This is a genomic window from Cytobacillus dafuensis (assembly GCF_007995155.1).
Taxonomy (GTDB): Bacteria; Bacillota; Bacilli; order Bacillales; family Cytobacillaceae; genus Cytobacillus; species Cytobacillus dafuensis.
Genome location: NZ_CP042593.1, coordinates 2,369,159 through 2,392,912 on the forward strand (window position 1 = coordinate 2,369,159; position 23,754 = coordinate 2,392,912).

A 23,754-nucleotide genomic window follows, 5' to 3' on the forward strand; every position below is an offset into this window, starting at 1 on the left:
TTTTTTCTACTCCTAAGACAATAGCTTCCCATTCCTTCCAGTATTTCATTATCAAGCTCTAACATTTGAATATTAGACAAAAAAGAACCCCCCTCTTTTTATCTGTATTTGACTATTTCTACAAGTGCTAGTATTTTACCTTTAATTAGCACCTTGTTCATAAACAGAAAAAGACCGTTGAGAAGATATTTCTCAACGGTCTGAAAATGCAACCTGCAGCACTGCAGAACTTATTTTATAAGTTGTTTAAGAATTCACTTACTGCTTCTGCCGTTTTGGCGTTCGCACTATGCAAATGAGCAAGCTTTTCCCCTTTTTTAAATACTAATAAAGATGGAATTCCCATTACATTTTGTTTCTCAGAAATTTCCGGGAACTCATCACGGTCAATCATAAACCATTGTTTGTCTTTATGTTCTGCTATAATTTCATCAATAAACATATCTAAACGTTTGCAATCCGGGCACCAAGTTGTCGTGAAAACACCAACTGCTAGTTCATCTTGACTAATTAATTCACTATATTCTTTTTCTGTTTTGACTTGTATCATGATTTCTCCTCCTGTTGTTACTCATTTTCCAACTCATTTGCAAACATGTTTGCAGTAATGATCTTTTATGTAGTGTCCTTTATTTAATAAACCCTTTGTACCAATTGAATGGTACAAAGAGTTTAACATACTAACTTTAATGCTAGCAAGTAAGATAAAGCATTCAATTTAGAGATGTAATAGTTGGATACCATTTTCGTTTTTTATTAATAGGCTATGTTAAACTTCCCTGTTGATTTCCGCTGCAGGCACTCGCTTTCCGCGGGCGGTCCAGAAGCCTCCTCGTCGCTATCGCTCCTGCGGGGTCTCCCTTTGACTCGCTCTCCCGCAGGAGTCTCGTGCCTTCCGCTCCAATCAACAACAGAAGAGTATTTTCAACACTGAGATTTAACACAGCGTATTAATAAGATTACAACCTTCTATCCTAGCTAATAACGATTGAGTATTTTTGGGGAGTTTCGTTAGCAGAATCTAGTTTATTTTGATTGATCATATTCTTCCGTGTGAAAGATTGAAATCCATTTTATAATTTCACCGAATCCATTATCCACACAAAATCATTACAACGCTGAAATGTTACAAAAAAACCATTCTCCTCAAGTATATTTTGTAAAAAAGGAATAGTTGGGTAATATTCCGTTTGCAAATCCTTAGCCAATGCAAGGAAATTTACTGACTTTGCATCCTCTATCGCCTTTACATACTCAGCATTTGAAGGGTACATCGTGTCTGCAAAGATAATTTTTCCACCAGTCTTTAATAATTTTCCATATTTAGCAATCGCTTTTGCTTTCTCCACATCTGTTAAATGGTGAAACGCATAAGTACTTACGATTGTATCTATCGGGCTAATAATTGGGAAAGCTAAAAAGTCCCCATCTAAAATGTTAGCTTTCCCTTTTAATTTTTCAAGTGAAATCTCCCTCATGGCAAGTGAAGGTTCAATAGCTGTAACCTTAAGCCCCTTACTAATAAGTTTCTCTGTTAAGTTTCCAGTTCCCGAACCAAATTCTAAAACATGACCGCATGAATGATCTGCAACATGATCGAGTATTGATTGATACCCTTTAAAAACTTCCCTATATTCAATATCAGTTCCTGCTACTGTATCATCATAAGAATCTGCCCATTTCTCAAATAACTCAAGGAATTCTCTGCCCATTATTATCACCTTTAATAATAAAGTTTATAATTCTTATGTGTATAATATGAATTAAATGTGAAATAGTTCTAAATATATTTGAAAATAAGGCAGTTTAAAGACACTCAAGCTCATTGAGAAGGAATAAATTTTTTGCTCTGCGGGCTTTTTCTTTTAAGTGTGAAAACAGAGATCTCGAGCTTAAGCTTACATATTTTTTGAGAAGGTGGGAAATTTATCAGTATCGATTACTTAAGGAGATACTTTTTATGGACTACAAGATATTTAAGGCTATCAATCAGCTTTCTGGCCGTTGTTCACCAATTGATATACTAATGATTTTGATATCTAAAAGAATTCGCTATGTGTTTATTTTTGTTCTGATTTTTATATGGTTCAGAAATAGGACTAATAAAATAATGACTCGTAATGCGGTCATTTCCGCGGGTATTACTATGTTTATTAACATATTGATTAAACTGTTTTATTATAAATCAAGACCTTTTGTAAAGCGGAGAATTGGGATTCTTATTCCCTCAAAAATGGATTCATCATTTCCAAGCAAACATACCCTGCTTGTTTTTGCTGTCTCTACCTCTATTTTTCTTTATCATCGTGTCATCGGTTCAATTTTGTGGATTTTATCTATTGTGACCGGATTTTCACGTATATGGGTAGGGCATCATTATCCTTCTGATATTATTGGAAGTGCCTTTATTGGTACATTAACGAGCATTATTTTTGAAAAAACGAATCGCTGTGTAAATTACTTTGCACGTTAATATTTTTATGTATTAAAATGCCCACATTAAGTGGGCATTTACATTTTATTAGAAATTTATTTGTTGGTTAAGGAGTTTTTATCAGGTATTATTTCTTTTGCAAACTCTGTTAATGCAGCGTTTGGGACTTGGCGATTTAAGGGAGTTTGCAAATTATTCATGATATTTTGCAGTGGATTCATCATATTTCTATTACGATTCCTGCTTAATCCAATTGCTGCAGCGCTAACTCCTAACCCTAACAAAGATGCCCAAATCATTCCTCGATTATTTCGTCTTCTGCCAAACATATTTTGTAATATTCTTGTACTTAATAGAATTTTTATCCATTTATTCAATTTAATGCACATCCTCTTAAGAGTTTTGAAAAGCAAAATTGACCGCTCTCCATTTCTAATATGTTCTTTAAGATGAATGATAATGCTGGTAATGCTTTGATTTGGTGTAAACTTCTGATAAAGGACAATAAGAAGCATACTTAATGCAAGCAAAGGAATCTTTGCGTTCAATGGAGGTGTCTTTTCCTTCTGATAGTGAACAGCTGAGTGGAACATATTAATCTTGGGCTGCTGTACCAATTTTAGTGAAAAAATAACCATAAAACATGAAAGGCAACGTCCATTGAGGCAGTTGCCTTATTTTACATATTCTTTTTTTAGAGTTCATCACTTTCGGATAAAGAATATTTAAGGAGTTTGAAGTAAACATTATAATTGTATTTAAATTTAGGAGGTCTATTTAATGAATTCACAACGTGCACAAGAGATTGCTGCATCTCCAGTAATGGCTAATGTAACATACAATGGAGTACCAATTTATATTCAAAAAGTAGATGATAATAATGAAACAGCAAGAATTTACCCCCTTGATGAACCAAACCATGAACAAGAGGTTTCTCTATCTCTTTTAAAAGAACATTAAGTTTTGTTAAGTACTTTTTCACGAAATGAATAATACCATTTGAAATTTCACTAAAAAGGAATGCATTAATATAGAAAAGATCAGCTATTTCACTAGGCAATAAATACCTGAAAGTGGCTGATCTTTTAATTAATTAGGAATATATAGACAAACACCCATCTATTATCCAGACATAAGATAAATAAAAATGTCAGGAGGTCTTATTTATGGAGAATGGGCAAAAGTCTAACTCTCAAGCATTGGACTCAAGATCAAAATGGCATCCATTTGAAGTGATTGGAATATTTTTAGTCATTTCATCATTATTACTCTTTTTATTTGCACCTGATTCTCTATCCAAATTGTTTGATACCATTATTAAAGAAGTAAAACCAATTGTTGTTGATATATTCTTAACGAGTGAAGTTGGGATTGCAATAATTGTGAGTGTAATTGTTGGGCGTATTTTAGAAAGGTTAGGATTTACAGACGGCTTAATTCGAATTTTTGTACCCATTATGAAGTGGCTTAAAATAAATCCATCTGTTATCATACCAAGTGTTTATAATATTCTCGGCGATATTAACGCAGCTGGAAAAATTTCAGGCCCCATCTTAGTTAAAGCAAAAGCAACAAAAGCAGAACAAAAAATAGCTGTAGCCACTATGATTCAATCTCCTCAATCCTTCGCAACCTTCGTTTTAGGAATTATCGCACTTTCTGTATTCAGCATTAATGCCTTCCCGCTCATAATCCTAGCTATCTTTCTTCCAATCATCGTCGTTCCTTTCTTATTATCTAAAACTATTTATAGGGATACCGTCAAAGTAGAATTAGATGAATTACCTCGTTTTACACCTAAAACAAGGTTCCTTCAGACTATTTTTAGTTCTGCAAAAGAAGGTGCCGAATTACTCTTTTTAATTATTATTCCAGCCGTTACCGCTGTCTTTTTCTTCATAGGGGCATTAAAATTCATTGGTTTATGGAGTGTTATCGAATCCAGTTTAGCTTCCGTTCTCACATTTTTAAGTATTGAACCAGCTACCGGGATTGTATCAATACTCGCAGCTCCTACACTTGCAGTTGCTCAGCTTGCTGAACTAGCTAGCACAATCGACCCGCGTTTAATTGTTGGGTCCTTTGTTTTAGCCAATTCTGGCCTTCCACTATCTGTCATTTTTGGTCAAATACCAGTTACATGGGCTGAAACATCAGATCTTAATGAAAAAGAAGTATTAGAAGCTGCGATTGTTGGAATGATTCTCCGATTTGTTACAGCTTGTATTTTAGGGTACTTTTTAACTCCATTTTTGGTGGGATAAATAATGAGTAGTATTTATATGATTCAGGGTAAGAAAATCGTTACTGTAAGTAAATTGGGTTCGATTGAAAATGGTGCAATGATAATTGAAAAAGGAAAAATCTCTGAAATTGGGGACAGGAAGATACTACGAAAAAGATATCCTTCTATACCATTAATTGATTGTTCTGATTCCGTCATTACACCTTCCCTTATCGATTGTCATACGCATTTACTGGAATTTGCACCTTCCTCCCTATATCCCGTAACACCAGAAACTCACTTATTAGGCGGAAAGGCAATCCTTTTCCAGACATTATCAGCAGGAATTACGGCCATTGGTGAACAAATATGCGGCCATCCTCTCTGCAATTTTTCCATAGAGGATTATCGTCATGCGGTTATTGATTTACCATTAGATATTTCATTTGCGACTACAAGCATATCCATCGGTTTCGAACATTTAGCTCACTTCACTTCAATTACAAAGTCAAGCAAGGTCAATAAAAACGATTTAATTGATCCTGTTTTAGTGAAAAAGATCGCTCAAGCAAGTGACTATCCGGGCGAAAATATATTTATCAATGCTACACCAGCAAACTTTACAAAAATAGAAGTGCCTAGAGCGGGTGAAATCATCTATACGTTAGAAGAATTAAAACAAATAGTAGACATATATCATCAATTAGGAAAACAAATAGGTGCTCACGTTGCTGGTGAAAATGGAATTAAAATGGCTTTAGAAGCAAGAGTAGATGTCTTACACCATGCACATGGTATTTCTGATGAATTAATCAAAGAGGCAGCTAAACAACATACGAAAATTGTTGCCACACCATTAGGAGGAACTCATTTAGGGCCAAATTCTCCTGAAGAAATATTAAAGTTAGTTGAAAATGATATTTCTGTATCTATTTCGACAGACTCCTATCTGCCTCCGTACAAAGGAACTTCATGGCTGCCATTTCAAGACGATAAATTAAAGGGTCCAGATGTGTTAATGTTAATTGCTCAACCAGCCATGAAGCTCTTAAAAAAGAATCAATATGATGAAAATGATATTTTAGCATTAATCACAGCAAACCCAGCAAATGTATTAGGAAAAGAAGATTGCATTGGAAGATTAGATAAAGGAATGGATGCTAACTTTCTCGTCTCTGACGGTATTCCAGGTTTAGAAATTACTGAAATTGAAAAGCTAAAACAAGTATATTTTAGAGGCGTAAAAGTGATAGATAGAACAAATAATAAATAGGATTCATTCACTTCTATCGTAATAGGTTTCTATTACTTTATATTGTTTATGTGCTTCCATACTCGAAACAAGCCATCTGCAATTGGCTTAAGCACATCTTTATCTGTTAAATATGCGGAGTGTGAGAATGGATTCCAGTTTACAAGCATGCCCCCTGCATTAATTTCCCTATCCTCGGTCACTGCTCTTTCATACTCAGGACTTACTCCCTTTAGAGGATAACCTAAAAGATCATCCCGGTCATAAAAATTAATCCACTCTCCTTTTAGTCCTGGGTAGTATTCTTCAATTTTGTGGGATGGAATATGAATAGGTCTATCAAACTTGTCATAGCGGAGGCTCCACAACGGTAAAGTCGTACCCATTGAATAAAATAGTGCCAAAGAGTCTCCTTTCTCTAGAGGTGATAAATCATCAAGGGAAAGCTCAACATTCCTTTGATTCATCTGCAAATCGTAGAAAAAATTGCTGGCAATTACTGTACCAAGACTATGGGAAATCAAGCATAATGGTGCATCAGGACCAGCTTTTTCGGCAAGTCTTTCTAGAGAATCTGCCACTTTCCTATGGACAAGATGATAATTATGTTTAGTTGTTTCTACTGGTTGATAACCAATCACATCTGCCAAATAATGAATGATGAATCTTCGAAGCCATTTGTATTGCAGGTTATTATCTACAACTAAACGCTTGTATAAGTCATTTTCTCGGTCTTCAAATACTTTTGCCCAATAGACGGGTTCAATAACGAGTGGATTACTTGAATCCTCCAATAAATAATGTGCTTTGTCTTTCACCATTTGCTGAAGGCTAGCTGCCATCTTTTCAGCATAGTTTTCCTTTTGATTTCCCATCCCGTGGATTATGGCGACGGCTACTTGCTTCAAGTTGATATTCCCTCCTTATCGCTCTATATATAATGTAAAATATAATACGACTCCAATTTAGAGAGTGTTCTTATAATGCTGTTAAGATTAATTTTTTAGATATTGCTACTCTTATTATTATCTTACTCGAAATGAAATTTCACCCATATGATCAAATTTTGAAGTAACGATGTCCCATTTGTTTAACAAAATAGCCTCTGTTATTCCGCCAGTTAAGATCATCGAGCCTTTAGGAATCTTTCTTTTTCCATTCGTATAAAGCATATTTGCTAATATAGCGACAGAATTAGCCGGGTTGTCTAAAACTGCCGCACTTACTCCATTTGCTCTTAATTCATCATTAATCATCAATGTAACACCAATCGAATCAATCTTAAATTCTTGAGGTCGGAATTTTCTGTTTCCCAAAACCACTCTAGATGCCGAAGTGTTATCTGCAATAACGTCAGGGAGCTTGAATTTAAAATTCTGATACCGACTATCTATAATTTCTAAAGCGGGTAAAATCCATTCTGTTTTTTCCATCACTTGATCTACCGTTATATCTGGACCTTGGAGATCCTCACTAAGAATAAAGGCAATTTCAGCCTCTACTTTCGGATGGATTAGTTCATCTATTGATATTTCACCTTGATCTGGAATATTCATATAGTCAAATATATATCCATAGATAAGTTCAGTTATATTCATTTGGGTCATTTTTGCCATACTAGTGAGGCCCATTTTGAAGGCGAATATTTCATGACCTTGATTCTTTTTTATTTTAACAAGTTCTTGCTGCACTTGATAACCCATTGAAATATCAAATTCTGGATTTTTTTCTGTTATACGTGGAACAGCCATCTTATTTTTTTCTGCTTTCACTAAAAATTCTGCTAGCTCTTTATAGTTTAGCACTCAAACTTCCTCCAGTATCGGTTTTTAACTTATCTCCCACTGCAAAATGATTTTTAGGTACTTCATATACAACTACACGAATACTAGATAATGGGACACTAAGTGATTCGTGGACGGTTTGTGCGACATTGCGGATGCACTGTTCTATTGTTTTTTGTTCTCTTCCCTCAAGCATTGAAATTTGAATAATCGGCATTAATCTTTCCTCCTAGTTCATAAAAATAATGCACTACCTCGAGTTGAAGTAATGCATAAAGGTTGAAAAAAAATTATTCTTTCTCTCTCTCTGAATTAAGCTGTTGTAGTCTTTTGCTCTTTCGCTTTGAAAAGAATTTGATCTAGAGCAAATAGTTTACTGCCATTCATGGCAATAAAAATGGAAATTGCTAAGAAAGCTAAATCTAATTCATATCCTGCCATTTGACCATTACCTAAAAAACCAACAGCTAATTTTACTTTTAAGATTGCTCCGATCATTACAAGAGCGAATAAAGCTGACACAATTCTGCTGCCTAAACCAATCACTAATGCAATTCCACCAACCAATTCAATTAGAGCTACTCCATAAGCCATAAAGCCTGGTAAACCAATACTTTCAAACCAGCCTACGATATTTTCGATTCCACCTTGAAATTTAACTAATCCATGGATAAAGAAAGTAATTCCTAAAAATACACGTAATATTAATGTACCTACTTCATATTTCTTCATTTTTAATACCTCCGAATAATAATTTCTTTTTTTATGATGTTAAACTTCCTTGTTGATTTCCGCTGCAGGCACTCGCTTTCCGCGGGCGGTCTGGAAGCCTCCTCGTCGCTATCGCTCCTGCGGGGTCTCCCTTTGACTCGCTTCTCCCGCAGGACATTGAATAATCTTCCCCGAATAACCACCGCACGAAGGAAATGCGAATGCATTTTCGAGGATCTCGCACCTTCCGCTCCAATCAACAACAAAATTGCATTATCAACACTGAGATTTATCACAGACTTTTCTATAAATAAACAATAACTTTTCTGAAAATTTCTTGAATAACCTATTTGTGTATTCTCACCCAAATTGCCAAACACTGTGGCTAAGGTTTCCATATCGGTAGCTGCGGTGCAGTAATTTTGCCGTTTTTTCGTTATCAACTGCACCCATTGCATAGAAAATTGGTATAAAGTGTTCATTCCCATATGGTGGCACTGCTAGGTTTGCTGTTGGTGCTAAAGTATCATACTTAAAAAGTGATTCTACATCCCAATTTTTTAAGCGTATGGCTAGCCATTCATCAAAGCCAAGTGCCCATTGATCGACTAAGCTATCATCTTCTACCATTTTTAAGGCTCTTAGGTTATGAACTGTTCCCCCGCTTCCAATAATCAATATATCTTTTTCTCTTAACTCAGATAAAGATTGACCGATTTTATATTGCTCCTCTGGTTTGAGATTCGGGTCCACAGACATTGAAATGACTGGTATATCCGCATTCGGATAAAGCATCCTTAGTACGACCCAAGCTCCATGGTCTAAGCCACGATTTGTTTCAACTTCGAATGGAATACCATGCATAGTAAAAAGTTCTTTTATTTCTTTAGCTATCTCACTGTCCCCTCTAGCTGGATATTGAATACGGTACAAACTTTCAGGAAAGCCTCCAAAATCATAGATGGTTTTATACTCATTAACATCACTTACTTTTTGGGTAGATGATTCCCAGTGAGCAGAAAATAAAACAACTGCTTTTGGTCTAGGCAAAGTGGAGCCTAAAGTATTTAAAAACTGCGTATACGTATTATTTTCAATTGCAAGTAATGGAGCTCCGTGTGCAATAAAAAAAGACGGTAACATATTTTTTACTCCTCTCTTATAAAATGAACAATCCTCCGTTACTTCTCCAAATCATCAAGTAACCACTTCGTAAAATCTTGTTGATTTTTTAAAGAAATAGTATGGCCTTCCTGATACGATTGGAAAGTTACTATTGTGCCTAACTCACGGTAAAATTCAGTACTTTCTACACCCCACTCATATGGAAGAATGTTATCAAATTCTCCATGAGAAATGAAAACGGAGAGCTGGTCAACTGGTTTGATGCTGTACTCTTCCTTGACGAATGCAGGGATGTATCCACTAAGTGCAACAATTCCTTTAATACGATTCCCTAATATTAAGCCTAGTGTTTTAGCAAGGATAGCTCCTTGACTAAATCCAAGTAAGTACAAACGGCTAGAATCTATTGGGTACTGATCAGCAGCATATTCAATAAAGCTTGTAAGCTTACTAACGCCAGTATCAAATATTTCTCGATGTGGTTTACCATAGCCTTGAATTGTAAAAAAACAATAGCCTGGAGGTTGAGGAAGATGACCACGAATACTGAAAATAAAAAAGTGCTCTTCCAACCCATCTACTAATGACAACATATTTTGTTCATTACTCCCTATCCCATGCATCATAAATAAAGCTGGATATGTTTGATTTGGGTTGACTTTTGCAGGTCTGCGAAGCTCGTAAATCATAGGTGAATTCAATTTTTCATCATCCTTTCTTTTATTTAATTGACAGATTGTATACTTATATTAATCGCATTTATATTTATAGGAATAAAAAATTCATATAAGAAAACTAATGAGCAAAAAAATAAATCAATTCATTTTGTTTCTTATTATGAATATTTGTTGTTTATAAGATAACAATAGTTGATATCAATTGTCAATAATAAATTAGCTAATATATAATAAAGTTATCTAATAAGAAACATTTGAGGTGGTTAAACTGGATATTGGAGCAAAAATTCGTGCGATACGAAAAAGGAAAATGATCACAATTGCACAAATGTGTGAAGCAACAGGACTTTCAAAGGGATTTATTAGCAATGTCGAAAACAATAACACTTCCCCTTCTATTAGTACTTTACAAACCATTAGTGGCTTTTTAGGGGTTCCTTTGCCTTATTTATTGTTAGAAAAGCAGCAACATATGCGTGTAGTTAGAAAAAACGCAAGAACCAATTCTTCCTATAATAATTTAAAGATTGAGCATTTAACTTCTAAAGGCGGATTAAGAATGATGATTGTAGAATTTCCTCCCGGAGCATCGATGGGCGAACCAAATGTGCATGAAGGAGAAGAATGTCATCTAGTATTAGAGGGAAAACTCCTTGCTGAACAAGGTGAAGACTCTGTTATTATTGAGGAGGGTGATTCTTTTAGTTGGAATGCTTGTGTACCACATTTTGTTAAAAATATTGGGGATGGAAAAGCTGTTGTTTTGATAGCGATTCACTCAGATTCTGAACTTCATGACGTATTGTAATCTTTAATCATATTGGTATAATCCACAACTATTTAAGATTATTAAATAGTTGTAAGTTCTAAATGAAATAGGAGGATTATGATGTTAGCAGAAATAAAAAAAATGGATCATTTTTATCTCGCCCATTTTGAACGCCAGCTCCATCATTCTGTTGAAAAAGTATGGTCTATGCTAACAAACAATGAGATGCTATCAAAATGGTTTTCAGAACTTAGTGTGGAAGAACTCCGTGAGGGTGGAATCATTAAGTTTGACATGCAGGATGGTACATTTGAGGAGTTGGAAATTACTGAACTCAAAATGTTTTCCGTATTACAGTATACGTGGGGAGAAGATTGTGTCCGTTTCGAATTATATCCAGTGTCAGAGGGCTGTCGCCTAATCTTAAAGGAAAAAATAAATAAAATGACTGATCATACTCCTAAAGATCTCGCTGGATGGCATGTATGCTTAGAGGTTATTAAAGCGCTTCTCGATGGAAGAGCCTTTCATTCTAGAGAATCCGAATGGAAAAAATGGCATGATAAATACATTCAGGCTATTGAGGAAGTAAATGAAAATTAGTATAAATTACTTGTAGGACAAGCCATATTAATTATATTTGTTGTAGAAAGGAGTTGGAGCAGACCCAATCTCCTTTCTTTTTAAACCAATAAGATTACTTCGTTCATTCTATCGCTCCATCAACATCGTAGAGAGAAAGATCAATATCAACAGACTTTCCAAGAGCAAGCTTTGCTAATTCTAATCCTAAATAAGGTCCAATGGTTAACCCAGATGCACCTAGGCCATTAGCAACTAATATTCCTTCAAAGCCAGGCAATGGACCAATCACAGGTAGAAATCCAGGTGTGAATGGCCGAAATCCTACTCTTGTTTCAACTACTTCACAATCATAGAGATCTGGTGCAATAGATAAAGCTTTATCGAATATTTCATGTAACCCACCAGCTGTTACAATTCGGTTAAATCCTTTATCATCTTCATGTGTGGTTCCTATTACAATTCTGCCATCTTCTAAAGCCAGTATGTATTGATTATTTGGTGGCATAATTACAGGCCAATTGCTTGTATCCGTATTAGTCAAACGAAGATGTACAATTTGACCTCTTTGCGATGATACGAGGAAATTTACCCCAAGTGGCTGTAATAATTCATTTGCCCAAGCGCCTGCAGTGACAATTATTTGATCAGCAAGGTAAGTCTCGCCCTCTACTTTTGCACCTTGCACTTTCCCATCATGAAATAATAATTCAGCATTTCCTTGAATAATGACAGCACCATTCTTCTGAGCAGCTTTAACAAGAGATTGACGTAACGCTCTTCCATTAACACGAGCTGCCCCGCTAATATGAACAGCAGAAAAATGATCTGCCGATGGAGGAAATAACTCTTTTACTGAAGATGCTGACAAACGAGAAATTTCTCCTATTTCGGGTGCATCTTCTTTACGTTTATATGCACGTTCCTCCATTTTGTCTAATTTCATTTCATCTGTATGAATACTAATGGCACCAACTTTTTTATAGCCGGTATTGGTTTCACCATCTTCTTCTAATAACCGAATCAAAGTCGAATAATATTTTGCCCCTTCTTTAGCAAGTTTGTACCATGCTTTATTACGTCGTTGTGTCAGCCATGGACAAATAATACCTGCAGCTGCATCAGTAGCTTGGCCGGGTTCATTTCGATCTATCAAATAAACCTTCGCTCCTGATTTAGCAAGATGAAAGGCAGTTGAAGCACCTAATATACCTGCGCCAATGACAATAAATGTTTGCATCTTTAACACCTTATTCATTACTTATTTAAAAATTCGCACCTAGATTAATTTAGTTGAGACTTTTCTGATACGAAATTTTGATTAATTTATTATACCATTCTCTTTAGCTCTTCTAATAATGGATAGAGCTCCTCCAAATGCTTAATCTCATACGAAGGAATAACTTCACTTTTTTCTTTATTATGACGATTAATCCACACAGATATTATTCCAGCTCTATTTGCACCAAGAATATCTGTCATTAAGTTATCTCCTACCATGATCACTTCTTCTTTCTTCAAAGACATGAGAGATAATGCATGTTCAAAAATAGATGGATCTGGCTTCCCTCTTCCAAAATCGCCAGAAATAACGATATGGTCAAAATATGGAGCAATTTCTGGTGTGATCGTTAATTTTGTATGTTGTAAATCGGGTGAACCATTTGTTAATAAAAGGAGTTTATGGTTATCTTTTAAAGTGTCTAAAACATGAAATGTTTCTTCATACACAAACGGGGTGTTTCGGCGTTCTTGTGGGAACCTTTCTGCTAATTCATGTCCAAAGTCTGGATCATCCACACCGAATTTTTTAAGTGCTAATGTCCAAGCCTCTCTACGATAATTAGGAACGATTTCCTTCATTATTCTAAATTCATCATGATCATCCAAAAAATTGCCCCATAATCCTTCAAACGGATTGATCCCTATCATTTGTGTAAAAGGATAAGTTTCATAAGAAGAGTATAGATTTCTTGCTTCTTCTCGAACGGCTTCTTCAAACTGATAAGGGTCTAATCCATAGCGCTCTTCTGCTAATTTACAAGTAGCTACGAAGGCTTCCTTTACACTTTTTTGATCCCAAAGTAGAGTATCATCTAAATCGAAAAAAATAGCTTTTATCATTTTGTGCCTCGCTTTTTTTGGTAATTTTTAATACTAGTTTATCACGACTAATCCTTGAAAAATATCATTCTTGAAATTTTTAAATAAAATGGCAAGCATGTTTATTAGGTAATTATTTCATAAAAAATCGAAAATAATAAGGTAAAACCTTCGTAAAATACATTGATAGAAAAAATACAAGATTTTGCCTTTTAGACATAACATAAAGGTGGTAAAAAAAATGCCAATTTTAAACGTTGATGGATGCAGTATACACTATAATGTGCAAGGAAAAGGAACACCAATCGTTTTCATTCATCCTCCTTTACTTACATCTATTAATTTTCTTTATCAAATGGAAGATTTATCACAGCATTATCAAGTCATTACTTTTGATATTCGCGGTCATGGAAAAAGTCAATATTCACAGAGACCGATAACGTATAAGCTAATTGCTGAAGATTTGAAACAGCTATTGGATCATTTGGAAATAAAGAAAGCATTCATATGCGGATATTCCACTGGAGGATCAATTACACTTGAATTCTTACTGACTTTTCCGGATAGAGCATTAGGCGGGATAATCATCAGTGGCATGCCTTATGTAAATGATGATAATTTGCGGAAAAAGATTTCTTTAGGAGTTAAACTGGCAAATGCAGGAGCAAAAAAAGTTTTGACATGGGCGATATCTTTTGGAAATGCAGATAGAATTAAAATTTTTAAAAAGATGGTTGCTGAAGCTCGACTAGGAGATATTCGGAATATCGAACAGTATTATAGATACAGTTTGCAGTATAATTGTACCGATCAGCTTAACCGCATAAATCATCCGATTTTATTAGTTTTTGGCAAGAAGGATAAATCATTTCATCAATACGCAATGCTGCTTAGTGAGAAATTACCTAATAATGAATTAAAATTTACAAATACATCACATCAAATCCCGACAAAAGCTGCTAATGAGTTAAATGAAATGATCAAGCAATTTTGCAATGACCAAAATAGGAAAAATAATGTAGATACTTACCTAATTTAGGAGTTGTCCCAAAAGCAATGGTGTCAGGCACCACGAACAATATGTGGATGCCTGACACCTTACGTGGCAAGTCCTTCATTTATTAATTAATGGGCTCAGTTATATTTAAAAATTCGAAAATTCATCAACTAGTTCAGCAAAGCGTTTAATTGCATTTTCAATCGGAAGAGGCGTTGTTAAATCTACACCGGTTTTTTTCAATAATTCGAGTGGATAATCTGAACTTCCGCTTTTTAAAAACTCTAAATAAGAATTTAGAGTATCTTGATCCCCTTCAAGGATTTTCGTTGCGAGATGGATGGCTGAAGCAAATCCTGTTGCATATTTGTAAACATAAAAAGGACGATAAAAGTGAGGAATCCTCGACCAGCCATATTTCAATTCGTCATCGAAAATAATTTCTTCACCGTTGTATTCCTTAAAAAGTGCTTCGTATGTTTGATTAAACACATCGACATTTAATGGCAGTCCCTTTTCCGCCATTTCATGTGTTAATTTCTCAAACTCGGCAAACATTATTTGTGTATAGAAGGTTCCCTTAAATTGATCAATGAAATGATTAAGTAGATACTTACGTATTTCTGGATCTGTTTCAATATTTAATAAATAGTTTATTAAAAGCACTTCATTAACGGTTGATGCAACCTCTGCAACAAATATGCTATATCTTGCAGTAATTTGCGGCTGATGCTGAGCGCTCAATTTGCTATGAACGCCATGACCGCATTCATGAACAAGCGTGAATAAACTATCTAAATCGTCATGATGGTTTAAGAGGATGAAAGGATGAATACCGTACACGCCTAGATTATAGGCCCCTGATCGCTTACCAGGTGTTTCCCTGACATCAATATATCGTGCATCTTTAAATTCTTTTAGAATTTTTATATATTCTTCTCCAAGTGGTGCTAAAGCCTTTATCATTGTATCGTAGGCTTCTTCATACGTTATCACGGGTTTTATGCCTTTTACGAGAGGTACACTTAAATCATATTGCCTTAATTCATCTAAACTGAGCATTTTCTTGCGAATCTGTGTGTATTGATGCATTGGAGTAATATTCTTTTTTGTCGTAAGTATAAGGTTTTCATAGACCTCTTTTGGAACCTGGTCACCAAATAATGCTTTTTCTAACGCGGATGGATAATGACGAAGCCTTGCCATTGTTACATTATTTTTTATAGTGGCTGAAAGTGTAGAAGCAATGGAGTTTTTTAATTGCATATAGGGTTTATAATATGCTTTATAAGCCTCCCTCCGCTTTTCACGATCTTCATCCTCCATTAGTTTAGAATACATTCCTCGTGTCAGTTCAATTTTTTTCCCATCTTCACCAGTGACTTCCCCGAATTTGATATCAGCATTATTGATCATTCCAAATGTATGACTTGGAGCAGATAAAGCCTCACCTAAATTTGATAAAACCTCTTCTTGCTCCTTGCTTAATACATGCTTCTTGTACCTGAATGACTCCCATAAATCCTCTGCAAAATATTCTAATCCTTCAATTGCTCCTATGTATTCCTTCAATGTTTCCTCATCTAAACTTAGTAAATATGGCATGAAATAGGAAGTAGAAGCACTAACCTTCACACTTAGCTGCTTTGCTCGATCCATTAATGCTTGAGATTTTGTTTCCCTTGTATCCTCATCAACCTTCAGCATGGCATATGCAAAAACTTTATTGAGCATATAAGATAAATTTTCTTTTAGTTTTAGAAATTGATATAATGCTTGGCCGTCATGAATTTCCCCGTCAAATCCTTTTAATTCCTTAGCTAGTCCTTCAATTTGCTCATAATCCTCTTCCCAATTACTAATATCAGGATAAATATCAGCTAAATTCCATTTTTCTAATTCCGGTACTTCATTTCTGCTCGTATATGTCTTCATTTACAGGACTCCCTTTAAAGGTTTTAGTAAGTTATACTAATTATATTATAGTTTATTGTATAACTTGCACTTTAAAAACTGAGATAATTAATGATTAATCGCAGGTTAATGCTATTCTAATGGCATGAATAACTAAGAAAGGATGAATTAACATGGGTTCAGTTTCACCTGAATTAATAAGTATTTCTTATCTTCCACCGAAGGGAGATTATGAAAATTTTGTTGACGAATCACATTATGCAGAAAAACTAAAAGAATGGGGATTATCTTCTAAAAAGCAATTCTTCTATAAGGAAAAAAATCTCCAATACTTAGTAATAATTAAAGGTTATGAGGTTTACGGTAAAAATGAGGTACTTAATACAATTATTATTGAATTTCAAGATGGGAACTTAAGCTGCATCCATCCAGCTTACCTAAAAGAAATGCAGGCTGCCAGCTTTGGAAAGGGTGAATATACTGACGCTTTAGATGTCTCGGTCTCATCTGATCAATATGACAATCAAACATTAAAATCTCCTAAGGAAGAAAAGTCGAATGAGCCAGTAAAGAAGAAGGAAAAGAAAGAAAAACCAGAAAAATTGACACTTCCAGAAGAAAAAGTACATTTTTCTGCAACCGTAAAGCAATTTTCTTTAAGTTGGAATAATTTTAATGAAGAAAATGATGAAGTCATTGTTTTGGAAAAAGTGATTATACAGCAGGATGAACCAATTGAAGTGGGTCTTGCATGGTGCTCTCACTCTAAAACATTGAAGAAATTTGAGCTTTCGACAGGTGATGAACTAGAATTCGATGGAAAAATTGTAAAAAAGAAATTAGCTAAAGGTAAAGATGTGGAGGAAGAATATATCGTCGATGCTCCCGTTTTATATAAAATAAATAATCCATCAAAAATTAAAAAAGGCTAAAGAACGAGATTTTCGTTCATTAGCCTTTTCTCTTGTGGCTTTGAAATAAAGTTTGATCAAATTGCTACTTATAACCTTGATAAATGAACAAAAAGAAAAAGCGTGATTTGAAAAAAAGTTTGATCATTTCAGTGATCCTTATGCTATTAAAGACTGATATTTGAATAAACATTTTACTTATCTTAGCTGGAACATGGTTATTTTCTAATTTATACTTCATCTTTACTCTTAATATAAGAATGTCTAAAAAACAAAAATAAAGGTAGTGCTAAAGATAATCCAACTGTAAAAAGAGATAAAAGACAAATCCATTTTTCTTTAATGTTATACTTTCGTGATTCATTGAACATAAATACCAAGAAAACAACACATGATATTAAAAAATCAACTGCAAAAAAGGACGATATCGTGTTAGTAAATAATAATTCCATTAATAAACCTAAATCAAGTCCATTATCCCTTAGGAACTGAATAAAAAAATAATACGGAAAAACAGTACCAATTAGCCCTAATATTAAATATAATTTTTTCACTGGATAATTTCCCCCTTTTTAACAAAGTTACTATTAAATTACTATAACTAACGTTCAAAAAAAATATATTATTGAAGATTCCTATACTAAACAATCAGGTGCTTTTATATAGTATCCGTTTCAAATCATTGATATGGTGCACCCTTTATCATTGTTTATATGTAACCATAGAAAAGCGTTTAATGACTTGACTTGGAGCCTCTGTGGGCATGATTGGTCTTGAAAGGTAGTAGTCGTTGTTTCATCTGGCATACAAGCCTATCATTCCCACCCCCACCCCTCCAAGTAAAGTCCTATCGTTGTTTACGTTGAATACGGTCAAAAATCATACTACATATAATGGCCCTTTAATGAAATAACATACTGGATTTTTTTATAACATCTACAAAAATATAAAAAGAAAAATTTAGTACGGGATTTTAATCAAACTTTATTATAAATTATCAATCTTTATTTTAAATTTACATCTCTTTACAATTCATATTCCCATTCATCCTTTAGTTTCAAATAAAGTACTAGAAGTATATCTTCTAGATTTTGATAATTTTTTCCTGACATTACTATTCCTGTTTTCGGCAGCATAATTTCAGCGACTTTTATTGTTAATTGGTTTCTTTCATCATAAGGTAATTGCATAAATCGGTTCGTATAGGTTTTTATAAGATTCCATTCCTTCGTATCAAAGGATTTCAATGCCCACTCATCAATATCAACGTCATCTTTCGTCAGTCCGCGTTTTTCGATTTCCTTTTCGATGGCTGTTAGCTTATTCTTTTTCGTCTTTCTTTCATGAACAACGATCGTCCCTGCGACAAGATCTCCAATTCTCTTATGCTTTGAATGGAAAAAGATCATGATTAGGCCAAGGAAATAATAAACTGGCAAAGAATCGATGATGCGGAGAAAATTTCGGATAAAGCTTGATAAGAGTGTAATGCTGTGTCCGTTCTCCTGAATTACTCTTATGCCGATTACCTTCTTTCCAATTGTTCTTCCTCCTGAAAAATATTCAAAAGCAAAGAAATAACCCCAATTAAGGATGAATAATAAAATAATCGCAATGGCAAACGAGACAGAATTCATACTAGCCCATAACATAAAGTCTTGCTGACCAATTAAAATGAAAAAAAGTAAGACGATGATCAAAATATTTACAATCATTAATATTAGCTGGTCGATTATAAAAGCAGCCGATCTACTCCCTAGTCCAGCAAGCTGAAACTGAAGTGATACATATTCAGGAGTTTTTATGCCAACTTCGTCATGATTTTGATTCAATGTTTTCCCTCATTTCCTAGGTGAATTTCCCCCTGGCTGTTTCTATTTTTCTACAAAGTTACTATAATAAGGAGAATAGCAAAATTACAGAGGTGTTTATATGAATGTTAAGCAATTTGTTAAGCAACACCGAGACGAATGGAAACAGCTTGAATTATTATCAGGAGTTCTCCAAAAGAAAAGAAACAACTTTTCTGGAACTGATATTAATCAATTTCATCGACTATACCAAAAAGCTGCCCAGAACCTTTCATACAGTCAAACATACTTTCCAAAAGAAGAAGTAACGCTATATTTAAATTCTCTTGTATCGAAATCACATAATCTTTTGTATAAGGATCAAATGACAAGTGTTAATCAAATTCGTTATTTTTTTAGCACAAAATTTATTGGTTTATTATTAGAACAATGGAAGTTTATTATAGTCGCCCTGCTCCTCTTTACCCTTGGAGCAGCGGGTAGCTTTTTTTCAGTTGTCAATGATCCGCTGCATATTTACTCCATTCTCCCGGCGGAAATGGCTCAAGGGGTTGATCCTGAACAGCTTGGCAGCAACGATGGTAATGTAGATTCCTCCCTAATGTCTGCAAGCATTATGACGAACAACATCCAAGTAGCGATATTAGCTTTTGCTGGGGGTGTTACATTTGGACTTTTGACTGTTTATTTATTAATTTATAATGGCATCATAGTTGGCGCACTAGCCGCTCTATTTTGGCATTACGGTAAAACCTATGATTTTTGGGCTTATATTGTTCCCCATGGAATGATCGAGCTTACAGCTATTTTTATAGCAGGCGGTGCAGGACTGTTAATGGGTTATAAGCTTTTTGTTCCTGGTAATTTCACAAGAGGTTTTCAATTAAAGCAGCAAGCAAAGCGTTCAGTTCAATTATTGCTTGGTACGATTCCATTATTTGTTATTGCGGGAATCATTGAAGGCTTTATCACGCCTGCTGCAATTTCATTGGAAGCAAAGTATGCAGTTGCCTTTTTAACGGTCATCGGACTTATACTTTATATCGCTATTGGTAGATTAAAATTGATGAAAAATCAGGCTATAAGAGATTTCGATTCATAATGTCGATATAGTGTGACACAGCTGCGATAGCAAGTTTTTCTTCACGGGCCTCGATCATCAGGAGGCCTAGTTTTTCCCATTTTGTTTTTTCCTTCTTCTTAATAAGCATTTGCTGCTGGGCCATACTCTTCACCATTGTATCCTGGATATTAGTTGGGAACTCCTTTATCCTCTTTAGAAGTGTTTCATCCTCAATTCCAATCATTAAAAATAAATGCTTTTGCCTTATGCGCTTTAAATAAATGAGTGTACTCTCCTCATGTAAAAAGGTACTTACATCACTAAATAATAATAGAAGACTTCTTTTCTTCTGCATGATCCCTAAATAATGGAATACAGCCGCGTAATTCGATTCAACAGCATCTACGTTGATATTATAAATGGCTTGCAAAATGGTCTGCATATGAGCCATCCCTTTTGCGGGCGGAACAAAGACTTTTACATCCTTGGAAAATGCCAAGACGGATACATAATCCCCTTTTTTTAATGCTGCAGCTGTAACGGTTAATGCAGCCTCAATTGATTTCTCTAGGCGATTTCCCTTTTTCAGTTCGGCCCCCATCATTCTTCCACAATCAATTAAAATCGTTATATACTTTCCATGCTCTGGCTCATATTCATTCGTCATGACTTCACGCAGCTTAGCTGTCTGCCGCCAGTTAATTTTACGGGGATCATCCCCAACAACATAGTTTCGAATTTTAGCGAAATCTCCAATCCCACTTTGCTGTTTACGGATTTTTACCCCTTCATATAATAAAAATGCTTGCGCATTTTCTAAATAATTCTTTGTTTCAGTTAGATCGGGAATGACTTTAACGGACATCTGTGATTCAAAAGTAATTTGCTTTTCCCAAAGTCCGAGTAAGCTCGAATAGCGAAAATAGAGCTTATTTATCTCGTATTTTCCTCTCTCTGTCGCTCTAGTTTCATACATAGCGTGTGTAATCGAATCATTTATTGCTTTCCCATGAAGTGGAAATGGTCTGATAAATGTTTGTGGAACCCCATCTGTTAATCGAAAGGAGACGGGGTATGCAGACATGTTTTTCACTTCAATGTTCACATGATAGGGTAGTCCTCTTTCCATTTCTTCAGGAAAAATACGTTTTAGGGAAATTTGCTTTTTTTTCGGTGAAAAAAATAAATCTAATAAACTAGCTAATAATACAAAACCATTTACTAGCAATATCAATTTCCATGAGATTTCTAAAGCAGTCCCAACTATTAATAGAATGGTTACTATAGAGAAAATGAATAGTAACCGTTTCGTTGGCACTATCCCCCTATCTTGGAACAGGAACCGAGCCCACAAGCTCTTCAATGATTTGGTCAACGGTTGCTCCCTCCAATTCTATATGTGGAGATAGTTGAATACGATGTCTTAACGCTGGTTTTGCCGTCATTTTCACATCATCTGGCGTTACATAATCCCTTCCGGACAAATAAGCCCATGCTTGTGCTGCCTTGCCTATTGAAATGGCAGCTCTTGTGCTTGCTCCAAATCGAATGGATTCTGAATCACGTGTTTTTCGTACAATTTGCATGATATAGTCCAGAACGCCTTCCCCAATTGTGATACTCTTAATTTCATTTCTAATCGAAATAAATGTATTTAAATCGAGGATGGATGAAACCTGATTGAAGTCAAAACTATTTTCTATTACTTGCTTTAGTACATTTTTCTCTTCATCAAAGGTTGGAAAATCAATTTGCAATTTAAATAAGAAACGATCCTGTTGAGCTTCAGGTAATGGATATGTACCTTCAAATTCAATTGGATTTTGCGTTGCAACAACAAAAAAGACATCATCCAATGGATAAGTTTCACCTTGAATGGTTACTTGTTTTTCCTCCATCGCTTCCAGAAGAGCAGCTTGCGTTTTTGCAGGTGTACGATTGATTTCATCTGCTAATAAAATATTCGTAAAAACAGGACCCTTCTGTGTTTGAAATATATTGTCCTTCATATTGTAGATGACACTGCCAGTAATATCACTCGGAAGTAAATCTGGCGTAAATTGAATGCGGTTAAAGCTTCCACCTAGAAGACTAGATAGTGTTCTAACCATTTGTGTTTTTCCAGTGCCGGGGACTCCTTCAAGAAGAACATGTCCCCCAGCTAAAATAGCAGATATCAATAATCGAAGGTTCATATTTTGACCAATTATCCGTTTATCAAACTTTTCTAATAAGGATGTTAACTCTGACCTCATCCTTCTTCCACCTCTTTTCTTAACTGATCAATTTTTTTAGACCATAGTAAGTATTCTTGTTTATTAATTTTTTCTTTCCGAAGTATGCTTTCAATTCCAATAATATAGTCTTGAACTTCCGTTGAAGACATTCGATTGCATTTCTTCTCAAGATAACTAGCCAAATCAGTCCATTGCTTGTAATAAGGGATGCCCCAGCGTTCTTGTAAAAGCAGCTTTACATAATCAGCTTGGATGAGCAATGAGTCGTGATAACGGCGTCCTTTCATATACCAAGAAGCTAACGCTCTAAGCCCCTCATCACTAAATCGAACAGACTCTATTCTTGGAATGTAAATAGGTCCGAAACGCTTTCCGGAATACCAAAGCCAAAGGAATAATATTATCGCTCCTTGAAGCATTAATAGCAGGAACCACTTAGGATACAGTGCTGAAATGGTTGAAGCATTTTGTCCGCCATGAGTAAATTCATCAAATAATATACTATTGGCATTTCCTTCATTTAAAAGGGAGATGACGAGAGTAAGATGATCATTGTTTAATAGTTTTCCATTCATCATCCATTCAGGTGTTACGGCTACTATCAAATCTCCATTACCAATATTTCTTTTTACTGCAACAGGACCAGCTTTATCTTTTAATAATATGATATCCTCAGGTTCTGTTTTCAGGCGAAAGGGAGAACTTATTTCAGCTTTATAAGAAGTATTTTCACTATTATGTATTTCAAAAACCTGATCTGAAGAAGGTTCCTCTTCAATTGGAAATGTTTTTATATCAAACATTCCTTTAGGATTTTTTTTCAATAATAGAACTGTATTTCCTGCTTCAATAAATTTTTTAAAGGCTTCCATTTCTTCATGTTTAGGAACAAAAAAAGGTTCTGTCATGATGAGCGTTTGTTTTTTGCCCATTTTTGGCAATAGCTTAGGTTCATGTGACCACCTCTTCGCTTGCATATTATCATCTAAATATGTATAGAGTGCTTTAACTCCAGTTGGTGAAGGAGAGTCAGATACATAATTTGGATATTGCTTTGGCTCTGGAGAAAAGGCAAAGAAACCAATGATCATAAAAAGGATTAGAAGGACAATGAACCATAGCCAAGCTCTTCTATTTGATTTTGCATTTTGCATGGCCAT

At 34.9% G+C, this 23,754-nt stretch carries 26 protein-coding genes; 9 read left to right on the forward strand and 17 right to left on the reverse strand.

The annotated features are described in order from the left end of the window. Window positions 1-235: 235 nt before the first annotated feature. A complete protein-coding gene (locus FSZ17_RS11215) occupies window positions 236-550 on the reverse strand; it encodes a thioredoxin family protein (RefSeq protein WP_057770339.1) in 315 nt (104 codons plus the stop codon). A 523-nt stretch (window positions 551-1,073) separates the two neighbouring features. Continuing rightward, window positions 1,074-1,712: a class I SAM-dependent methyltransferase gene (locus tag FSZ17_RS11220; protein ID WP_057770342.1), complete on the reverse strand. Its 639-nt coding sequence runs from the start codon at window positions 1,710-1,712 to the stop codon at window positions 1,074-1,076. A 248-nt stretch (window positions 1,713-1,960) separates the two neighbouring features. On the opposite strand from FSZ17_RS11220, the gene FSZ17_RS11225 reads away from it, so the two are divergent. Next, window positions 1,961-2,473: an undecaprenyl-diphosphatase gene (locus tag FSZ17_RS11225; RefSeq protein ID WP_057770345.1), complete on the forward strand. Its 513-nt coding sequence runs from the start codon at window positions 1,961-1,963 to the stop codon at window positions 2,471-2,473. 56 nt (window positions 2,474-2,529) lie between these two features. Here the strand turns inward: FSZ17_RS11225 and FSZ17_RS23710 are convergent, their stop codons facing one another. Further along, entirely contained in the window at window positions 2,530-2,982 is a 453-nt protein-coding gene (locus FSZ17_RS23710) for a hypothetical protein (protein ID WP_228460322.1), read from the reverse strand. A gap of 232 nt (window positions 2,983-3,214) precedes the next feature. Between FSZ17_RS23710 and FSZ17_RS11235 the strand changes: the two genes are divergently transcribed. The 3 genes from FSZ17_RS11235 (at window position 3,215) to FSZ17_RS11245 (ending at window position 5,931) form a co-directional block, all read left to right on the forward strand. After that, window positions 3,215-3,394, forward strand: coding sequence for a small acid-soluble spore protein H (locus FSZ17_RS11235; protein ID WP_057770347.1), 180 nt, complete (start codon window positions 3,215-3,217; stop codon window positions 3,392-3,394). A gap of 206 nt (window positions 3,395-3,600) precedes the next feature. Beyond that, the gene (locus FSZ17_RS24175) at window positions 3,601-4,698 is read left to right on the forward strand and encodes a hypothetical protein (protein ID WP_057770352.1); all 1,098 of its coding nucleotides are present in this window, start codon (window positions 3,601-3,603) and stop codon (window positions 4,696-4,698) included. A gap of 3 nt (window positions 4,699-4,701) precedes the next feature. Beyond that, window positions 4,702-5,931 (forward strand): amidohydrolase family protein, encoded by a 1,230-nt coding sequence (locus tag FSZ17_RS11245; protein ID WP_057770354.1) that lies wholly within the window; start codon window positions 4,702-4,704, stop codon window positions 5,929-5,931. A 32-nt stretch (window positions 5,932-5,963) separates the two neighbouring features. Here FSZ17_RS11245 and FSZ17_RS11250 read toward each other — a convergent pair whose 3' ends face one another. The 6 genes from FSZ17_RS11250 to FSZ17_RS11280 all read right to left on the reverse strand — a co-directional run bounded on the left by FSZ17_RS11250 (window position 5,964) and on the right by FSZ17_RS11280 (window position 10,231). Next, on the reverse strand, window positions 5,964-6,818 hold the full coding sequence (locus FSZ17_RS11250; protein ID WP_057770357.1) for a hypothetical protein: 855 nt from the start codon (window positions 6,816-6,818) through the stop codon (window positions 5,964-5,966). Window positions 6,819-6,935: 117 nt separating this feature from the next. Further along, on the reverse strand, window positions 6,936-7,715 hold the full coding sequence (locus tag FSZ17_RS11255; protein WP_057770360.1) for a 2-keto-4-pentenoate hydratase: 780 nt from the start codon (window positions 7,713-7,715) through the stop codon (window positions 6,936-6,938). Then, the gene (locus FSZ17_RS11260; RefSeq protein WP_057770362.1) at window positions 7,702-7,911 is read right to left on the reverse strand and encodes a tautomerase family protein; all 210 of its coding nucleotides are present in this window, start codon (window positions 7,909-7,911) and stop codon (window positions 7,702-7,704) included. The genes FSZ17_RS11255 and FSZ17_RS11260 overlap by 14 nt, the downstream gene beginning before the upstream one ends. Window positions 7,912-8,006: 95 nt before the next feature. After that, a complete protein-coding gene (locus FSZ17_RS11265; protein WP_057770366.1) occupies window positions 8,007-8,426 on the reverse strand; it encodes a DoxX family protein in 420 nt (139 codons plus the stop codon). 339 nt (window positions 8,427-8,765) lie between these two features. Continuing rightward, entirely contained in the window at window positions 8,766-9,548 is a 783-nt protein-coding gene (locus tag FSZ17_RS11275; RefSeq protein ID WP_057770368.1) for a dioxygenase family protein, read from the reverse strand. 38 nt (window positions 9,549-9,586) lie between these two features. Beyond that, window positions 9,587-10,231: an alpha/beta hydrolase gene (locus tag FSZ17_RS11280; protein WP_057770371.1), complete on the reverse strand. Its 645-nt coding sequence runs from the start codon at window positions 10,229-10,231 to the stop codon at window positions 9,587-9,589. Between the two features lie 244 nt (window positions 10,232-10,475). Here FSZ17_RS11280 and FSZ17_RS11285 point away from each other — a divergent pair, with 244 nt between their 5' ends. Together FSZ17_RS11285 and FSZ17_RS11290 are read left to right on the forward strand one after the other, a co-directional pair. Then, the gene (locus FSZ17_RS11285) at window positions 10,476-11,015 is read left to right on the forward strand and encodes a helix-turn-helix domain-containing protein (protein ID WP_057770714.1); all 540 of its coding nucleotides are present in this window, start codon (window positions 10,476-10,478) and stop codon (window positions 11,013-11,015) included. Between the two features lie 81 nt (window positions 11,016-11,096). Beyond that, window positions 11,097-11,579: an SRPBCC family protein gene (locus FSZ17_RS11290; protein ID WP_057770374.1), complete on the forward strand. Its 483-nt coding sequence runs from the start codon at window positions 11,097-11,099 to the stop codon at window positions 11,577-11,579. Window positions 11,580-11,682: 103 nt separating this feature from the next. Here the strand turns inward: FSZ17_RS11290 and FSZ17_RS11295 are convergent, their stop codons facing one another. After that, on the reverse strand, window positions 11,683-12,798 hold the full coding sequence (locus FSZ17_RS11295; RefSeq protein ID WP_057770377.1) for an NAD(P)/FAD-dependent oxidoreductase: 1,116 nt from the start codon (window positions 12,796-12,798) through the stop codon (window positions 11,683-11,685). A gap of 89 nt (window positions 12,799-12,887) precedes the next feature. Further along, window positions 12,888-13,682, reverse strand: a complete 795-nt coding sequence (locus FSZ17_RS11300) for an HAD family hydrolase (protein WP_057770380.1) — start codon at window positions 13,680-13,682, stop codon at window positions 12,888-12,890. Window positions 13,683-13,902: 220 nt separating this feature from the next. On the opposite strand from FSZ17_RS11300, the gene FSZ17_RS11305 reads away from it, so the two are divergent. Next, window positions 13,903-14,700, forward strand: coding sequence for an alpha/beta fold hydrolase (locus FSZ17_RS11305; RefSeq protein WP_057770383.1), 798 nt, complete (start codon window positions 13,903-13,905; stop codon window positions 14,698-14,700). Window positions 14,701-14,805: 105 nt separating this feature from the next. Here the strand turns inward: FSZ17_RS11305 and pepF are convergent, their stop codons facing one another. After that, on the reverse strand, window positions 14,806-16,593 hold the full coding sequence (gene pepF / locus FSZ17_RS11310; RefSeq protein WP_057770384.1) for an oligoendopeptidase F: 1,788 nt from the start codon (window positions 16,591-16,593) through the stop codon (window positions 14,806-14,808). Between the two features lie 152 nt (window positions 16,594-16,745). Between pepF and FSZ17_RS11315 the strand changes: the two genes are divergently transcribed. Then, window positions 16,746-17,504 carry a hypothetical protein gene (locus FSZ17_RS11315; protein WP_057770387.1) on the forward strand — a complete coding sequence of 253 codons (759 nt, stop codon included), beginning with the start codon at window positions 16,746-16,748 and terminating at the stop codon, window positions 17,502-17,504. Window positions 17,505-17,713: 209 nt separating this feature from the next. Here the strand turns inward: FSZ17_RS11315 and FSZ17_RS11320 are convergent, their stop codons facing one another. Together FSZ17_RS11320 and FSZ17_RS11325 are read right to left on the reverse strand one after the other, a co-directional pair. After that, window positions 17,714-18,037, reverse strand: coding sequence for a DUF2834 domain-containing protein (locus FSZ17_RS11320; protein WP_057770390.1), 324 nt, complete (start codon window positions 18,035-18,037; stop codon window positions 17,714-17,716). 471 nt (window positions 18,038-18,508) lie between these two features. Continuing rightward, complete coding sequence (locus FSZ17_RS11325) at window positions 18,509-19,315, reverse strand: RDD family protein (RefSeq protein WP_057770392.1); 807 nt, start codon at window positions 19,313-19,315, stop codon at window positions 18,509-18,511. A 100-nt stretch (window positions 19,316-19,415) separates the two neighbouring features. On the opposite strand from FSZ17_RS11325, the gene FSZ17_RS11330 reads away from it, so the two are divergent. Then, a complete protein-coding gene (locus tag FSZ17_RS11330) occupies window positions 19,416-20,396 on the forward strand; it encodes a stage II sporulation protein M (RefSeq protein WP_057770395.1) in 981 nt (326 codons plus the stop codon). Here the strand turns inward: FSZ17_RS11330 and FSZ17_RS11335 are convergent. The 3 genes from FSZ17_RS11335 to FSZ17_RS11345 are packed head-to-tail and all read right to left on the reverse strand — an operon-like array spanning window position 20,374 to window position 23,748. Next, the gene (locus FSZ17_RS11335; RefSeq protein ID WP_057770398.1) at window positions 20,374-21,675 is read right to left on the reverse strand and encodes a DUF58 domain-containing protein; all 1,302 of its coding nucleotides are present in this window, start codon (window positions 21,673-21,675) and stop codon (window positions 20,374-20,376) included. The two genes, FSZ17_RS11330 and FSZ17_RS11335, sit on opposite strands and share 23 nt — an antisense overlap. Before the next feature lie 7 nt (window positions 21,676-21,682). Further along, a complete protein-coding gene (locus tag FSZ17_RS11340) occupies window positions 21,683-22,612 on the reverse strand; it encodes an AAA family ATPase (RefSeq protein ID WP_057770401.1) in 930 nt (309 codons plus the stop codon). After that, the gene (locus FSZ17_RS11345) at window positions 22,609-23,748 is read right to left on the reverse strand and encodes a DUF4350 domain-containing protein (protein ID WP_057770404.1); all 1,140 of its coding nucleotides are present in this window, start codon (window positions 23,746-23,748) and stop codon (window positions 22,609-22,611) included. The genes FSZ17_RS11340 and FSZ17_RS11345 overlap by 4 nt, the downstream gene beginning before the upstream one ends. Window positions 23,749-23,754: the final 6 nt, after the last annotated feature.

Bases quoted from the DNA above. Each gene is read 5' to 3' on its own strand.
- FSZ17_RS11215 (WP_057770339.1), bottom strand. From the start codon at position 550: ATGATACAAGTCAAAACAGAAAAAGAATATAGTGAATTAATTAGTCAA.
- FSZ17_RS11220 (WP_057770342.1), bottom strand. From the start codon at position 1,712: ATGGGCAGAGAATTCCTTGAGTTATTTGAGAAATGGGCAGATTCTTAT.
- FSZ17_RS11225 (WP_057770345.1), top strand. From the start codon at position 1,961: ATGGACTACAAGATATTTAAGGCTATCAATCAGCTTTCTGGCCGTTGT.
- FSZ17_RS11235 (WP_057770347.1), top strand. From the start codon at position 3,215: ATGAATTCACAACGTGCACAAGAGATTGCTGCATCTCCAGTAATGGCT.
- FSZ17_RS24175 (WP_057770352.1), top strand. From the start codon at position 3,601: ATGGAGAATGGGCAAAAGTCTAACTCTCAAGCATTGGACTCAAGATCA.
- FSZ17_RS11245 (WP_057770354.1), top strand. From the start codon at position 4,702: ATGAGTAGTATTTATATGATTCAGGGTAAGAAAATCGTTACTGTAAGT.
- FSZ17_RS11260 (WP_057770362.1), bottom strand. From the start codon at position 7,911: ATGCCGATTATTCAAATTTCAATGCTTGAGGGAAGAGAACAAAAAACA.
- FSZ17_RS11265 (WP_057770366.1), bottom strand. From the start codon at position 8,426: ATGAAGAAATATGAAGTAGGTACATTAATATTACGTGTATTTTTAGGA.
- FSZ17_RS11275 (WP_057770368.1), bottom strand. From the start codon at position 9,548: ATGTTACCGTCTTTTTTTATTGCACACGGAGCTCCATTACTTGCAATT.
- FSZ17_RS11290 (WP_057770374.1), top strand. From the start codon at position 11,097: ATGTTAGCAGAAATAAAAAAAATGGATCATTTTTATCTCGCCCATTTT.
- FSZ17_RS11295 (WP_057770377.1), bottom strand. From the start codon at position 12,798: ATGCAAACATTTATTGTCATTGGCGCAGGTATATTAGGTGCTTCAACT.
- FSZ17_RS11300 (WP_057770380.1), bottom strand. From the start codon at position 13,682: ATGATAAAAGCTATTTTTTTCGATTTAGATGATACTCTACTTTGGGAT.
- FSZ17_RS11305 (WP_057770383.1), top strand. From the start codon at position 13,903: ATGCCAATTTTAAACGTTGATGGATGCAGTATACACTATAATGTGCAA.
- pepF (WP_057770384.1), bottom strand. From the start codon at position 16,593: ATGAAGACATATACGAGCAGAAATGAAGTACCGGAATTAGAAAAATGG.
- FSZ17_RS11315 (WP_057770387.1), top strand. From the start codon at position 16,746: ATGGGTTCAGTTTCACCTGAATTAATAAGTATTTCTTATCTTCCACCG.
- FSZ17_RS11330 (WP_057770395.1), top strand. From the start codon at position 19,416: ATGAATGTTAAGCAATTTGTTAAGCAACACCGAGACGAATGGAAACAG.
- FSZ17_RS11340 (WP_057770401.1), bottom strand. From the start codon at position 22,612: ATGAGGTCAGAGTTAACATCCTTATTAGAAAAGTTTGATAAACGGATA.
- FSZ17_RS11345 (WP_057770404.1), bottom strand. From the start codon at position 23,748: ATGCAAAATGCAAAATCAAATAGAAGAGCTTGGCTATGGTTCATTGTC.